Annotated in this window: 12 protein-coding genes; 5 read left to right on the plus strand and 7 right to left on the minus strand. The window is 68.1% G+C overall.

Annotated features, from left to right (window positions below):
- Window positions 1-14: 14 nt before the first annotated feature.
- Window positions 15-1187, minus strand: coding sequence for a PstS family phosphate ABC transporter substrate-binding protein (locus CYAGR_RS04970; RefSeq protein ID WP_015108690.1), 1173 nt, complete (start codon window positions 1185-1187; stop codon window positions 15-17).
- Window positions 1188-1213: 26 nt separating this feature from the next.
- Window positions 1214-2311, minus strand: a complete 1098-nt coding sequence (gene corA / locus CYAGR_RS04975) for a magnesium/cobalt transporter CorA (RefSeq protein WP_245552614.1) — start codon at window positions 2309-2311, stop codon at window positions 1214-1216.
- 148 nt (window positions 2312-2459) lie between these two features.
- Between corA and CYAGR_RS04980 the strand changes: the two genes are divergently transcribed.
- Window positions 2460-2747, plus strand: a complete 288-nt coding sequence (locus tag CYAGR_RS04980; RefSeq protein WP_245552615.1) for a DUF7219 family protein — start codon at window positions 2460-2462, stop codon at window positions 2745-2747.
- A gap of 26 nt (window positions 2748-2773) precedes the next feature.
- Here the strand turns inward: CYAGR_RS04980 and CYAGR_RS04985 are convergent, their stop codons facing one another.
- Entirely contained in the window at window positions 2774-4615 is a 1842-nt protein-coding gene (locus tag CYAGR_RS04985) for a pyruvate kinase (protein ID WP_015108693.1), read from the minus strand.
- Complete coding sequence (locus CYAGR_RS19375; RefSeq protein WP_015108694.1) at window positions 4612-6552, minus strand: NAD-binding protein; 1941 nt, start codon at window positions 6550-6552, stop codon at window positions 4612-4614. The genes CYAGR_RS04985 and CYAGR_RS19375 overlap by 4 nt, the downstream gene beginning before the upstream one ends.
- Window positions 6553-6686: 134 nt before the next feature.
- Here CYAGR_RS19375 and CYAGR_RS04995 point away from each other — a divergent pair, with 134 nt between their 5' ends.
- Both CYAGR_RS04995 and CYAGR_RS05000 read left to right on the plus strand, forming a co-directional pair.
- Window positions 6687-9212, plus strand: coding sequence for a glycogen/starch/alpha-glucan phosphorylase (locus tag CYAGR_RS04995; RefSeq protein WP_015108695.1), 2526 nt, complete (start codon window positions 6687-6689; stop codon window positions 9210-9212).
- A 45-nt stretch (window positions 9213-9257) separates the two neighbouring features.
- Window positions 9258-9647 carry a Crp/Fnr family transcriptional regulator gene (locus CYAGR_RS05000; protein WP_015108696.1) on the plus strand — a complete coding sequence of 130 codons (390 nt, stop codon included), beginning with the start codon at window positions 9258-9260 and terminating at the stop codon, window positions 9645-9647.
- 4 nt (window positions 9648-9651) lie between these two features.
- On the opposite strand, the gene CYAGR_RS05005 is transcribed toward CYAGR_RS05000, so the two are convergent.
- Window positions 9652-10884, minus strand: coding sequence for an NAD(P)/FAD-dependent oxidoreductase (locus CYAGR_RS05005; protein ID WP_015108697.1), 1233 nt, complete (start codon window positions 10882-10884; stop codon window positions 9652-9654).
- Window positions 10885-10997: 113 nt separating this feature from the next.
- On the opposite strand from CYAGR_RS05005, the gene CYAGR_RS05010 reads away from it, so the two are divergent.
- Together CYAGR_RS05010 and CYAGR_RS05015 are read left to right on the plus strand one after the other, a co-directional pair.
- The gene (locus tag CYAGR_RS05010; protein ID WP_015108698.1) at window positions 10998-11210 is read left to right on the plus strand and encodes a hypothetical protein; all 213 of its coding nucleotides are present in this window, start codon (window positions 10998-11000) and stop codon (window positions 11208-11210) included.
- A 35-nt stretch (window positions 11211-11245) separates the two neighbouring features.
- Complete coding sequence (locus CYAGR_RS05015; protein ID WP_015108699.1) at window positions 11246-12220, plus strand: cation diffusion facilitator family transporter; 975 nt, start codon at window positions 11246-11248, stop codon at window positions 12218-12220.
- Here CYAGR_RS05015 and cysW read toward each other — a convergent pair.
- Window positions 12153-13058, minus strand: coding sequence for a sulfate ABC transporter permease subunit CysW (gene cysW / locus CYAGR_RS05020; protein ID WP_015108700.1), 906 nt, complete (start codon window positions 13056-13058; stop codon window positions 12153-12155). The two genes, CYAGR_RS05015 and cysW, sit on opposite strands and share 68 nt — an antisense overlap.
- Before the next feature lie 99 nt (window positions 13059-13157).
- Window positions 13158-14009: a sulfate ABC transporter permease subunit CysT gene (cysT, locus tag CYAGR_RS05025; RefSeq protein WP_015108701.1), complete on the minus strand. Its 852-nt coding sequence runs from the start codon at window positions 14007-14009 to the stop codon at window positions 13158-13160.
- Window positions 14010-14071: the final 62 nt, after the last annotated feature.

Genomic DNA, 14071 nt, shown 5'->3' on the forward strand with positions numbered 1-14071 from the left:
ACGGGCCGGGGGCCTCAGCGGGGTGATTTCGAACGGATCTGCTCGAAGCTGCGCCGGATCGCCTCATTGATCGAGAGCCCGACGGGCAGATCACCCCCGAAGGAGGTGCCGATCAAGTGGCGATAAAGCTTGGACTCAACTACACGATAGGTGTCCGGAGGCAGGGGGATCACACCGGCCCTCTCACTGAAACGCAACCCACCTTGGACCGTGAAGGTGATGAAGCGACGCACCTCGGGCCGATCCCTGAGATCCTTGTCGTTGATGTAGACGAACAGGGGTCGGGACAGCGGAACGTAGCGCTCCTGCTGCACGTTCTCGATGGTCGGTGGCCAGGTTCCCCTGGGACCTCTGATGGCGAGCGCCTTCAACTTGGCTGCCTGAGCGCGGTAGTAGGAAAAGCCGAAATAGCCCAGCGCCAGAGGGTTCTTCTCAACACAACTTACTAAAACGTTATCATCTTCGCTGGCGGTGTAATCGGTGCGGGAATTACGAGAATCCCCATTGATTGCCTTGTTGAAGTAATCAAACGTTCCTGATTCGGCGCCCGGGCCGCACAGATTGATCGGCCGATCCGGCCAGGAGGCGTTCACCTGCTTCCAGCGCTTGATGCGTCCCTGCGCCTTGCGGTTCCACAGGGTGGAGAGCTCGGCCGTGCTGATGCGGCTGGCCCAGCTGTTGCTGGGATGGACCACCACCGAAATGGCATCGAAGGCCAGCGGCAGTTCAATGAACGTGACCCCCTTGGCGGCGCAGGCCTTCAGCTCCTTGGAGCTGATCGGGCGGGAGGAGTTGCTGATCGGAATCTCGCCGCGGCAGAACCTGCGCATCCCGGCCGAGCTGCCCGTCTCCTTCAGGGCGATGGACAACGCCGAACCCTGGCGCTTCTGAAAGGCCTTGGCGGCCTCCTCCATGATCGGGAACACCGTGCTGGAGCCCTCGATGCGCACCACCGGAGCCATCCCGGTCTGGGCCTGGACAGGCACCGGGGCCAGCGATGGCGTCAGCCCGACGCCGAGGAGGGCACCCAGTCCACTGAAGGCCATCACGCCCATCGACCGGACTGTCGCAGGCAGCTTCAGGACCATGGTGGAGACCAGCGAAGGGAGGACGCTGCGCCGATCCTGCACCAGCAAGCCAAGGGGTTGGGTTAAGGACAGATTGTGGCTGCGGCCGCTGAATCCCACCCTGCAGGGGGTGCCTTCCCAGCCCGTCAGCCCTGGCCCGTCCAGTCCTGGAACCAGCCCCGGCGCCACAGCCACCAGGCCTGGAGTGAGGCGATCAGCAGCATCAGCAACATGACGAAGGCGTAACCATGGCGCCACTTCAGCTCGGGCATGAACTCGAAGTTCATGCCATAGATGCCGACGATGAACGTGAGCGGCGCAAAGATGCTGGTGAGGATGGTGAGGGTCTTCATCACCTGGTTCATCCTGTTGCCCACGCTGGCGGCATAGGACTGGGTGATGGCATCGCACTGGCCCCGCAGCGACCCGCAGGCTTCGAACAGCTGGTCGACCAGTTCGGCCATGTCCCGGAAGCCCTCCAGGGCCTCGGTTCCCAGCAATCGCTGCCGTTGACGGAGCAGCAGGCGGATCTGGTGACGCAGGGGCCAGATCAGGGTGCGAATGATGCGCAGGTTGCTCCTGAATTCGTAGGAGCGGCGCAGGATCAGGGGGCGGGGATTGCGCAGGGAGGATTCCTCCAGCGCATCAAGCCGCTGGGACATCGCCTCCAGCATCGGGAACAGATCATCAAGCAGGTCATCGATGACGAAGTGCAGGATGTCGTCCAGGTCCCGGTCGGCCAGGGACCCCGACTTGGACAGCAGCCATTCGGTGAGATCCGGGAAGGGATCCCCGCCGCAGCCCTCCTCCAGGGTGATCAGCAAGCCAGGCAGCAGCACCAGGCCCACCTGCTCACTGACCAGATGGGCCGGGTCCTTGGCGAAGCTGAGTCGGTGCAGCACCACCAGCAGCACATCCTCCAATCCGTTCACCTGGGGGCGCTGGGGCACCTCCAGCAGGGGGGCCAGCAGCACCGCCGGCACCTCGAGGCGATCCAGCAGCTGCTGGATGTAGCGGCGGTCACCCAGCCCCTGCAGGCGCAGCCACAGGGGGGTGCCTTCCTGGCACAGGCTGGCCAGCCGTTCGATGGCGGGGGCGGGGGTCCGCACCGGCCCGGAATCCAGGAACAGCACAGCATCGGCCCGGGTGGGCCCGAGCCCGCCATGGACGTAGAGATGGGTGGGCAGGCCCGCCGGACGTTGCTCCAGACGCTGGGAGCTCAGCGCCCCAGGGGTGAGTCGCACGACTGACGTCCCGGTTGTTGCCATGATTCAACCGCAACGGCCGAATGGTGGGAATGGCAGGCGTGGCGAGGGTTTTGGCGCTGGCCCCTGGTCTTTACGGGGTCTTAAGGCTGGCTGGCTAGGTTTAGTCATTGCTCTTGACGATTCGTTGACCAACCAGCCCTCCACGGGACCATCCAATCCCGAACTCGGCCGGCCGGAACGGGATGTCCAATCTCCCATGGAGGCGCATGGGAGCTACCGGGGCAGCGACTGGAGCCCGGAGCGGCTGATGTTCCACCAGAACCTGGAGTCCTTCGCCGACCAGGTCGGCTTGATCGTCGGCCTGCAGGCCAACGGCAAGATGACCCAGGACGAGGCCTACGCGAAAATCAAGAAGATCTGGAAAGGGCTCAAATTCACCCGCAGTTCCCTCTTCGACGAATCCACGCACTGATCCTGCCGTCTGCGCGGTGACGGCGATCAGGGCAGCGGGTCGTCGGGTTCACAGTTGCTCCGGAACGCCAGGCAGGTGAGCAGGGGCACGTTGCGATCGCTTCGGTCGCTGGCGCTGCGGGCCACGATCGCCTCCAGCACCTTCACGGTGGCCGTGATGTTGGGTCCCTTGTTGAGCATCACCGCGTCGGCACGGGCCCCCATCGCCGCATCGGTGATCTCGGCCCGCGTGGGATGGCCGTGCTGGGCCAGTGTGTCGAGCACCTCAGTGGCCCAGATGCAGGGGACATGCGCCGCCGCGCAGATCCGCAGGATCTCCTCCTGAATCGGAGCCAGGGCCTCCCAGCCGCACTCGATCGCCAGATCGCCCCGGGCGATCATCACGCCCACCGGGGCGCCGTGGGCCATGGCCGCCAGCAGCAGCCGGGGCAGGTTCAGGAAGGCCTGGCGGGTTTCGATCTTGAGCACCACCGCCAGATCGCCCCGGCCCATCTCCTCCAGGCAGTGGCGCAGGGTCTGGATGTCGGACTCCCGGTGCACGAAGGAATAGCTGATCATGTCGGCGTGCCGTGTCACGAACGCCAGATCCTCGATGTCTTTGGCGGTGAGGGCCGGCGTGCGCAGTTCACTGTCGGGGAAATTGATCCCCTTGTCGGAGCGAAGTCGGCTGCCTCTGGCCTGGGCCGTGGTGACCTCGAGCACCACGGCCTGGGGTGACACCCCCCGGATCACGGCACCGATGCGGCCATCGTCAAAGAGGACCCGCTCACCGAGGCGCAGATCAAAAAAGACCTCCGGCAGGGTGCAGGGCAGCGTGCCGCCGCCCTGGTCCGGCTCCGGTGTCAGGCGGAGGACATCGCCCGGACGCAGCAGCCGTTCCCCGCTCACCGGCTCCAGTGGACCCACGCGCAGCCGGGCTTTGCCGTGCCGCTGGCGGAACACCAGGCCGGACGTGAAATGGCAGGTCTTTTCGGCCTGCAGCAGCAGAACCCCATCGGGGCCGCGTCGGACCACCTGGAGGGAGCGGCGGCGGCCGGACGCATCCCGCCCCTGCAGGCGATTCCCCTGCTTCAGCCGCTTCGCCTTCGACAGTCGCGCCGGCAGCAGCACGGCTTGCGTGTCCTGCGGCCCGGCCAAGGCTCCACGCGGCACCGCCAGGATCCGCACCGGTTGGCTGGGCCGCCCCATCCGGTCGCGGGGGGGACGGGCGCGGATCACCGCGGGCTGGAGGGCCAGCTGGCCGGTGCGCAGCTTCGGGCCCGCCAGGTCCATGGCGATCGCACAGGGGCGGCCCGTGATCACCCGGGCTTCTCTGAGCGCGTCCACCATCCGGCCCCAGACCACGGGGTCGTCATGGGCGCAATTGATGCGGGCGATGGACATCCCCGCCGCCAGCAGATCGACGACCAGGGCGGGGCGCTCGGCCGCCTCCGCCGGCAGTGTGACCATGATTCCGGCGACCCCCGTGGCGGCCAGGGCTCCGAACAGCCTGTCGCAATGCCGCTCCAGCACCTCGGGACCGCCCAGGCCTGGGGGGCCGCCCGGCTGGTCCTGCGACGCCGCCGCCGAGGGGCCCTGACCATCGAGAGCTTCGAGGGCGGTGATCACCGCCTCCAGACTGGACAGCAGGTGGGCGTCACAATCCGTGAGGGAACACAGACCCCGTTGCCGCAGCGCCTTCGGCAGGCCCGGATGGGCATGGCGATGGAAGGCAATGAAATGCAGCAGGTTGCGGGCACTGACCCGGTAGTCGGGGTGAATGCCCTCCAGGCAGGCGGCCTCCTCCACCTCGATGCGCTCCAGGGTGGCCCTGAGGGCCCGCAAGGTGTCGAGCAGCCAGAGGGCCGGGGCGGGCGTGGGGTCCTTCATGGCCGCAGGCCCTCGCCGGCTACAGCTTCACCCACGGCAACGGCTTCCACCGAGCAGTGGAGCCCCTGGCGGCGCAACTCCTCCGCCAGCTGCTCGGCCAGCACGCGGTCGAGGGCCGGGGTGAGGTGCTCCGCCCCATCGAGCAAAGGGGCCATGGTCCCCGGCGCGCCGCCCAGATGCCTGGCCAGGGACTGCAGGGCCTCGAAACGGCCTTCTTCCCTGGGGGCACCCTGCAGGCGCAGGCGCCACCCGGGCGGAACGGGGCAGCCCAGCTCGACCCGCCGCAGCTGAGCCAGGGTGGCCAGCACCACCAGTTGATCCCCCGCCGCCAGCACCAGATCGAGAGAGGGCAACACCAGGGGAGAACGGCGACCGGGACGCAGCAGATGGATGGTGGTGACCCCGTAGCCCTGCTCGACCCGGGAGAGGTTCAGGCCCCACAGGGCATCGCCCTGCTGAATCCGGTAGCGCACCAGCAGGTGGTTGGCCCCATCGATGCGGCAGATCTCCTCCACCCGTTCGCCGAAGGCCGTGGCCACGACCGCATCGGCCACCAGATCCATGCTGGAGATCACCGCCATGCCGCCGAGCAGGTCGCCCAGTTGTTCGGCCGCCTCGACGGCATGGGAGAGGATCACGTAACGGGCCTCAGGCCAGGACTTCTGCAGCTGGAAGGTCTCCTGGAGGTTGGCGAGCAGATCGACGGACAGCAGGCCGATCCCCTCCAGTCGGCAGTGCTGCAGAGCGGCGAGGGCGGCTTCCCAGCGATGGAAGACCACCATCCCCGGTCGGTGCAGTGGTGTCACGGGTCGCGTATCGATCCGCAGCACCTGCAGGCCATCCCTGACCAGATTGTCGGCGACCCGCACGGCGAGTTCGTCCCCTTCGGCCAGCAGGATCCAGCGGCTGCCGCGCCGGAAGCGGCCGGGATGGCCCAGTCCGAAACGCTCCCGCAACAACCGTTCCAGGATCACCGCCACCAGGGCGGAGGTGAGCAGCGTCCCCACAAGGGAATACAGCAGGGTGATGCCGATCAGCCAGGGGGCCGCCGCCTCGATGCCGTCACCCGGGGGCAGCAGCACATTCACCGGATCGACGAACTCCCCCAGCAGCAACGCCAGGGTGACGAACACCCCCTGCCTCCAGCCGCCACCGGCGGAGAACAGGGTCAGACCCAGGGCCAGCAACGCCAGGATCACCAGCAACCCGGCCTGCTGCAGCCGGCTGCAATGCCGCCACAGGCGCAGCGGAGCCCCCAGGCCGCGACGCATGGCCAGCCACCGGCCCCTGGCCGTCGTGGCGGGGACGGCGTCCGCCGAGCGGTGGTGGTGCGAGCCCATCGGCACCACCTGCAGGGGCCGGGCCGGGTCGGTGCCGTCCTGGCGCAGGCTGCGCTGCTGCCGGCGGGCCGGGTCGTTTCCCTCCACCACCAGGTAGGACTGGCCATCCACCCGGAAGCAGGCCTCCTGGTCACCGGGCCGGAGGGCCTCGGTGATCGCCCCGGCCGTGAGCAACAGGGGATCCACCACGGCCACCCCGGGCAGGCGCTCCTCGAGCAGGGCCCCCAGGCTGGCCAGCTGGCCGGAGGAGCGCACCACCAGGTCGGCTGAGGGATTGAGCAACCGCACCTGCAGGGCCGCCTCCACGTTCACCGTGCTCTCGGTGCTGAGCAGCAGCACGGCACGGGCCGTCTCGACCCCGGCCTGGGAGAGCACATGGGGCAGGCGCATGTCCCCGAGCACCAGCGTGGATCCGAAGCGTTCCTCCAGGCGGGGATCGCGCCAGTCCGGCCGCTCACGGTCCAGACAGCGCAGCGGCACGTCGAAGGGCAGCAGGCGCAGCAGACAGGCCTGGCCCAGGGACCCCAGGCCACAGATCAGCACCGAGCCCTCCCGCGGGCAGGACGCCCCGGGGGTGGAGGACGGAGTGCTGGCCACCCCGGGCTGGGCTAGAGGGTCGGGAATGGAACGCTGGCAGGCCCTCCCATCTTCCCAAGCTCACGTTGATGCCGCTGCCCCCGGGTCTTAACCATCCCTGGTGAGGGTGAGGGTGTGCCCATGACCGTCCAGCCATGACCAGCACCCTCGCCCCGGTGATGGGTCTCCCCGAGCCCGGCACCTACGCCGATCCCCAGCGCAACGGCCTGGCGACGAAGGATCTTCTCGACGGCCTCGTCGAGCACCTCTTCTATTCCCTGGGCCGGCGGGTGCAGGAGGCCGACCGCCACGACCTCTACATGGCGCTCAGCTACGCAGTGCGCGACAGGCTGATGACCCGCTACCTGGCGGGTCTCGACGCCATCCTGGCCAGCCCCGCCAGGGTGGTGGCCTATCTCTCGGCCGAATTCCTGATCGGCCCCCAGCTCGGCAACAACCTGCTGATGCTCGGCATCCAGAAGGAGGCCGCCGAGGCCCTGCGCCAGTTCGGCATCGACGACATTGAGGAGATCCTCGACGTGGAGGAGGAGCCGGGCCTGGGCAACGGCGGCCTCGGCCGCCTGGCCGCCTGCTTCCTCGAGTCGCTCGCCACCCTCGAGATCCCCGCCACCGGCTACGGCATCCGCTACGAGTTCGGCATCTTCGACCAGCTCATCCGCGACGGCTGGCAGGTGGAGATCACCGACAAGTGGCTCAAAGGCGGCTGGCCCTGGGAAATCGTTCAGCCGGAGAAGGCCTGTGTCGTGGGCTTCGGCGGCCACACCGAGAGCTACCGCGACGACCACGGCACCCACCGGGCGCGCTGGATCCCCGCCGAGCACGCCATCGGCATTCCCCACGACGTGCCGGTGCTTGGTTACCGGGTCAACACCTGCAACCGACTGCGCCTCTGGCGAGCGGAAGCCTGCGAATCCTTCGACTTCCAGACCTTCAACAGCGGCGACTTCTATGGCGCCGTCGAAAGGAAGGTGGGCTCGGAGACTCTTTCCAAAGTGCTCTATCCCAACGACGGCACCGATGCGGGACGGCGCCTGCGTCTGATGCAGCAGCACTTCTTCGTCAGCTGCTCCCTGCAGGACATGATCCGCAGCCTCGATGCCCGCGGCATTCCCGTCCAGGAGTTCCCTGAGCACTGGGCCATCCAGCTCAACGACACCCACCCCTCCATCGCCGTCGCCGAGCTCATGCGGCTCCTCCTCGACGACAAGCACCTGGGCTGGGACGTCGCCTGGGCCATCACCACCGCCTGCCTCTCCTACACCAACCACACCCTGCTGCCCGAGGCCCTCGAAAAGTGGGGCCTCGATCTCTTCGGGTCGCTGCTGCCCCGCCACCTCGAGCTGATCTTCGAGATCAACCACCGCTTCCTCCAGCAGGTGCGCCTCAAGTACCCCGGCAACGACGTTGTGCAACGGCACCTCTCGATCATCGATGAATCCGGGGAGAAGGCCGTGCGCATGGCCCACCTCGCCACCGTCGGCTCCCACCACGTCAACGGCGTCGCCGCCCTCCACAGCGCCCTGGTCAAGCAGGAGCTGTTCCCCGAATTCGCCGCCCTCTGGCCCGAGAAGTTCACCAACGTCACCAACGGCGTGACACCACGCCGCTGGCTGGCCCTGGCCCATCCATCCCTGCATGCCCTGCTCTGCGAGAGCATCGGCGCCGACTGGCCGACCCGGCCCCAGAGCCTCCGTCGCCTGGAGGACTTCCAGCGGGACGGGGCGTTCCTGGAACGCTGGGCCCAGTGCAAGCGGACCGCCAAGCAACGCCTGGCCGGCTACATCCACCGGCAGCTGGCCTTGAGCGTCGACCCCGACAGCCTCTTCGACGTGCAGGTGAAGCGCATCCACGAATACAAGCGCCAGCACCTCAATGCCCTGCAGGTGATCGCCCAGTACCTGCGCATCAAGAACGGACGCGCCGATGGCCTCGCCCCCCGCACCGTGATCTTCGGCGGCAAGGCGGCCCCTGGCTATGCCATGGCCAAGCTGATCATCCGCTTCATCAACGGCATCGCCGATGTGGTGAACGCCGATCCCGATATGGACGGCCGCCTGCGTGTCATCTTCCTGGCCGACTACAACGTCAAGCTCGGGGAGCGCGTCTACCCCGCCGCCGACCTCTCCGAGCAGATCTCCACCGCCGGCCTCGAGGCCTCCGGCACCGGCAACATGAAATTCATGATGAACGGCGCCCTCACCATCGGCACCCTCGATGGGGCGAACGTGGAAATCCGCGAGCAGGTGGGGGCCGACAACTTCTTCCTGTTCGGGCGCACCACCGAGGAGATCGGCCAGCTGCGGGGCCACTACCGGCCCTGGGAGTGGCTGGGTGGCGAGCCGCTGCTGGCGGAGGTGTTCGAGCTGATCGACCGCGGACACTTCAGCCAGGGGGACACCGACCGGTTCCGACCCCTGACGGACCAGCTGCGGCGGGCCGATCCCTTCTTCGTGCTGGCCGACTTCAGCGATTACCTCCGGGCCCAGGACGCCATCAACGCCACCTGGGCCGACCGCAACCGCTGGAATCTGATGGCCCTGCTGAACACCGCCCGCAGCGGCTTCTTCTCCTCGGACCGGGCCATCGGGGAATACGCAGAAAAGCTATGGAATGTGACGTCCTCGCCGGTGGCCATGGCCGGCGGCCCCGTTCCCACCTGATCCTTAACCGACCGTCTGCAAGGTGGTGGGATCCAGGAGTCCCCCATGACCTCCCCCTCCCCAGGCGCCCTGAACACCATGCGGCTCCTGGCCCAGAACAGGACCCTCAGGACCGTGGCGGCAGGGGAGGTGATCTTCAGGGCCGGCGAAGCGGGCGAATCGGTCTTCGGCATCGTGGATGGCGAGGTCCGGATCGACTGGGCCAAGGGACGGGACAGTGAGATCCTCGGCCCCGGCAACAGCTTCGGGGTGGGGGCCTTGGTGGGTTCCCAGCATCAACGCTTCGGAACCGCCACCGCCCTGCAGGACACGCAACTGCTGGAGATGAACAGGGAGGAGTTCCTGTTCGCCCTTCAGGAGTTGCCGATGTTCGCTTTGGAGATGCTCCAGGGTCTGGAGGAACGCCTGGGCCACCTGAAGCCTTCCGGCAGCTGAAGCGTCAGCTCGCCGCCCCCGGCACGAAGCGCCGCTCGTGCTGGCATCCCTTGAGCATGCGGTTCCAGTAGATCCAGGGCAGCACGTCCTTCTTCACCACCCACATGCTCCAGCGCTCCTGGGTGGGATCGAGGGGAAAGGAGGGAACGGGCTGGGCGTCGTAATTGAACTCGGCCATGATCACCCTCCCGTAGCCGGTGATCAACGGGCAGCAGGCGTAGCCGTCGTAGCGGGCGGCCAGGGGCTGGCCATCGAGGTGGGCCAGCAGGTTGGCCACCAGCACCGGCGCCTGGCCCCGCACCGCGGCAGCGGTCTTGGAATTGGGTAGCGAGGAGACGTCGCCGAGGGAGAAGACGTTGGGATGGCGCACGTGCTGGGTGGTGAACTTGTCCACCTCCACCCAGCCGCCCGGTCCGGCCACCGCCAGGGGGCTGGTGGCCACCACATCAGGGGCCGCCATCGGCGGGGTGACGTGCAGCATGCCGAAGGGAAGCACTTCTTCGCGCACCGTGTCCCCGTCCTTGACGGCAAAGACCGCCTCCTTGCTGGCGGCGCGCACCTCGGTGAGGGTGTGCTGATAGTGGGGCTCGATGCCGCGGCGGGCCACCACCCGGCGCAGGGGTTCGGCGAAGGTGGGAATGGCGAAGATCCCCGGTGTGGCGGTGGCGTAGATCACCCGGGTGGCCGCCGCGACCGCAGGCGAGCGCTTGAAGACGTCGTCGGCCAGGTACATGATCTTCTGGGGCGCCCCGGCGCACTTGATCGGTGTATCGGGGAAGGTGAAGATCGCGTTGCCGCCGGTGAAGGCCTGGATCGTCGTCCAGGTGTAATCGACCAGATCCTTGGAATAGTTGCTGGTGATGCCGTCCGTGCCCAGGGCCTCCGGCAGGCCCTTGATCCGGTCCCAGCAGAGCTTGATGCCGGTGGCCACCACCAGGGCGTCGTAGTGGAGCGTTTCGCCGTCGCTGCTGGTGACGGTGCCGGCCACCGGATCGAAGCCGGTGGCGGCGGCGCGGATCCAGCGCACCCCTTCGGGGATCAGATCGGCCTCAGCGCGGCGGGTCTGCTCGAGGGTGAAGACGCCCGCGCCCACCAGGGTCCAGCCCGGTTGGTAGTAGTGGTCGGGGGAGGGCTCCAGGATCGCGATCTCCAGACCGGGCCGGGCCCGCTTGAGCTGGCTGGCCACGGTGAGGCCCGCAGCCCCTCCGCCGACGATCAGGATCTGGTGATGGGCCATGGAACGGAGATCAGCGCGGAGGACCCGGCAGCGGCGAGGGAGAAATGTCACGCTCGCTACCTATGCCGGCACCGAGGCACCAGACTGAAGGTAGTGAGATCCGGAGCAGGGCGATGTTTCTGAAGGTACGCCACAACGATGACGCCGGCCTCGTGGAGGTGTTGAACGTCAAGCAGTTGTTCAACCCCTTCGACACCCGGGTCCAGGGCCGTCTCCATGGCGGCGAGGAGATGCAGGACCCCCAGGAGTACGCCAAGGCCGACCTGTTCTTTCCCTCCGGGGAGGCCCTGCCCCGGTGCTGGCTCGATTCCCACTACCAGAGCTGAAGGCCAGCCGAGGTCAGCGCTGCTAAGACGCCTCCATGGCGTCCCACTCCCACCAGCACCCACCTCACGAACACGGGCATCCGCAACGGCAGGGTTCGCCGAGGGCCTTCTTCTGGGGTGTGCTGCTCAACAGCGGCCTCTCGGGGCTGCAGTTGGCGATCGGCATCGGCTTCGGCTCCCTGGCCCTGATCGGCGATGCCATCCACAACCTCGGCGATGTGGCCGGCCTGCTGTTCGGCTGGGGGGCCGAACGGCTCAGTGCCCGGCCGGCCACGGCCCGCTTCACCTACGGCTTCGGCCGCAGCACCCAGCTGGCCTCGCTGATGAACGCGGCCCTGATCCTGATGGCGGCCGGTGTGGTGATCGTCGAAGGGGTGCAGCGGCTGCTGGATCCGGTGCCGGTGGTCAGCGGCCCGGTGGCCTGGGCGGCGGCGGCCGGCATTGTGGTCAACCTGCTCTCGGCCCAGCTGTTCGGCACCGGCCACCACCACGACCTGAACCGGCGGGCAGCGGTGGTGCACCTGCTCACCGATGCTGCCGTCTCGGCCGCCGTGCTGGTCAGCGCCGTGCTGGTGGGGCTGGTGGGCTGGATGTGGCTGGATGCCGCCACCGCCATCGGCGTGGGGCTGGCGGTGGCCTGGAGCGGCTGGGAGTTGCTGGTGGAGGCGCTGAGCGCCAGCCTCGACGCCGTGCCGCGGGGCATTGACCTGGCCGCCGTCGAGGCGGCCCTGCGTGCCCTCCCCGGAGTGGAAAACGTGCACCATCTGCACGTCTGGGGCATGAGCACCTCCCGCACCGCCCTCACGGCCCATCTGGTCGGCCGCGGCGATGGACCGCTCGATGGGGAGCTGCTGTCCCTCGCCCGGCAGCGGCTCGCCCAGCTGGGCATCACCCACAGCACCCTTCAGATCGAGGCGCCCGGGAGCTGTGCGGAGAACCCCGTCAGCCGTCCAGAGGCTTCCGGCTTGCCTTCTTGTCCTGCTCCAGCAGCTGCTCCACCAGGAGCTTGAGCAGCAGCGACACGATCGCCACGCCCCCCAGCACCATCGCCGCCCCGAAGGCCAGCTCGGTCTGGTAGTTCTTGTAGGCGTCCTCCACGAACAGGGGCAGGGTCTGGGTGAGGCCCTCGATGTTGCCGCTGACCACGGCGACGGCGCCGAATTCGCCCAGGGCGCGGGCCGTGGTGAGGATCAGGCCGTAGAGGGCGGCCCAGCGCACCGAGGGGAGCGTCACCTTCCAGAACACCTGCCAGTTGGTGGCGCCAAGGGTGCGGGCGGCCTCCTCCTGCTCCCAGCCCTCCTCCTCCAGCAGGGGGATCACCTCCCGGGCCATGAAGGGGAAGGTGACGATGATCGTGGCCAGCACGATCCCCGGCCAGGAGAAGATGATCTTCCAGCCCAGGCTCTCGATGACACCCCCGAGCAGGCCATGGCTGGGGCTGTAGAGCAACACCAGCATCAGGCCCACCACCACCGGTGAGATCGAGAAGGGCAGGTCGATGACGCTCAGCAGCAGGGCCTTGCCCCGGAACTGGCGGCGGGCGATGGCCGTGGCCGCGGCCAGGCCGAAGATGACGTTGCAGGGCACTGCCACGGCGGTGGCGAGCAGGGTGAGGCGCAGGGCCGAGATCAGTTCGTGGGACTGGAAGTTCTCCAGGAAGGGCCCCAGGCCGCGGGCGAAGGCCGAAGCCACGACGCTCAGGGCCGGCAGCAGGATCACCACCCCCACGTAGAGGCAGGCGATCAGGGGGATCAGGATCGCCGCCAGATCAGGGCCCGGGCGGCGGGACCTGGGGCGGGGAGCCCGGACGGCTGCGGGGCTCTCCAGGGTGGGGACGACGATGGTCATGGCGGACAGCCGATGGCGGGAACGGAAGGCGGACAGGACTGGGGGTGAAGGCTGGAGGAGGCGGCATGGCGGCAGGTGGCAGGCCGGCGGAAAGCGGGATCAGGCCGCATCGCCCTGGTAGCGCTGGCCCCACACCTGCAGCAGGTTGATCACCAGGAGGCTCAGCAGGGAGAAGATCAGCATCACCGCGCCGATCACGGTGGCGGCATCGAAGTCGTATTCCTCCAGCTTCTGGATGATCAGGGTGGGGGTGATCAGGTCCCTGAAGGGCACGTTGCTGGAGATCATCACCACCGAGCCGTACTCCCCCACGGCCCTGCTGTAGCCCTGGGCCACCCCGCCGAGGATCGCCGGCAGGAGCTGGGGCAGCACCACCCGCACGGTGGTCTGCAGGGGTGTGGCCCCCAGGCACCAGGAGGCCTCCTCCTGCTCCTTCTCGAGGGAACGCAGCACGGGCTCCACGGTGCGCACCACGAAGGGCAGGGAGATGAATACCATCGCCACGGTCACCCCCGGGGCGGCGAAGGCCACCTTGAGGCCGAAGGCCTCGTGGAGTGGCTGGCCCAGCCAGCCGTTGGTGCTGTACACGGCCGTGAGGGCGAGTCCGGCGACGGCGGTGGGAAGGGCGAAGGGCAGATCGATCAGGGCATCGAGCAGGCGCTGGCCCGGAAAGCGGCAGCGCACCAGCGCCCAGGCCACCACCAGCCCGAACACGCCGTTGATCACGCTGGCCACCAGGGCCAGACCGAAGCTGACCTTGTAGGTGGCGATCGCCTCCGGCGTGGTGGCCATCTCCCAGAAACCGGCGGGCCCCACCTCGGCGGCCCGGAGCAGCATGGCCCCCAGGGGCAGGATCAGGATCAGGCCCAGGTAGGTCCAGGTGATGCGCCAGGGCCAGCTGGGCAACGCCAGGGCCGGCGGGCGCCAGCGGCGCAGGAGGGCGGGGGTCATCGGGGCAGGGGGTCGGGGAGCGACGACGGCGTCAGACTAAAGGACGGTTCAGCGGTGCGCTT

The sequence above is a fragment of the Cyanobium gracile PCC 6307 genome (assembly GCF_000316515.1).
Classification (GTDB): domain Bacteria; phylum Cyanobacteriota; class Cyanobacteriia; order PCC-6307; family Cyanobiaceae; genus Cyanobium; species Cyanobium gracile.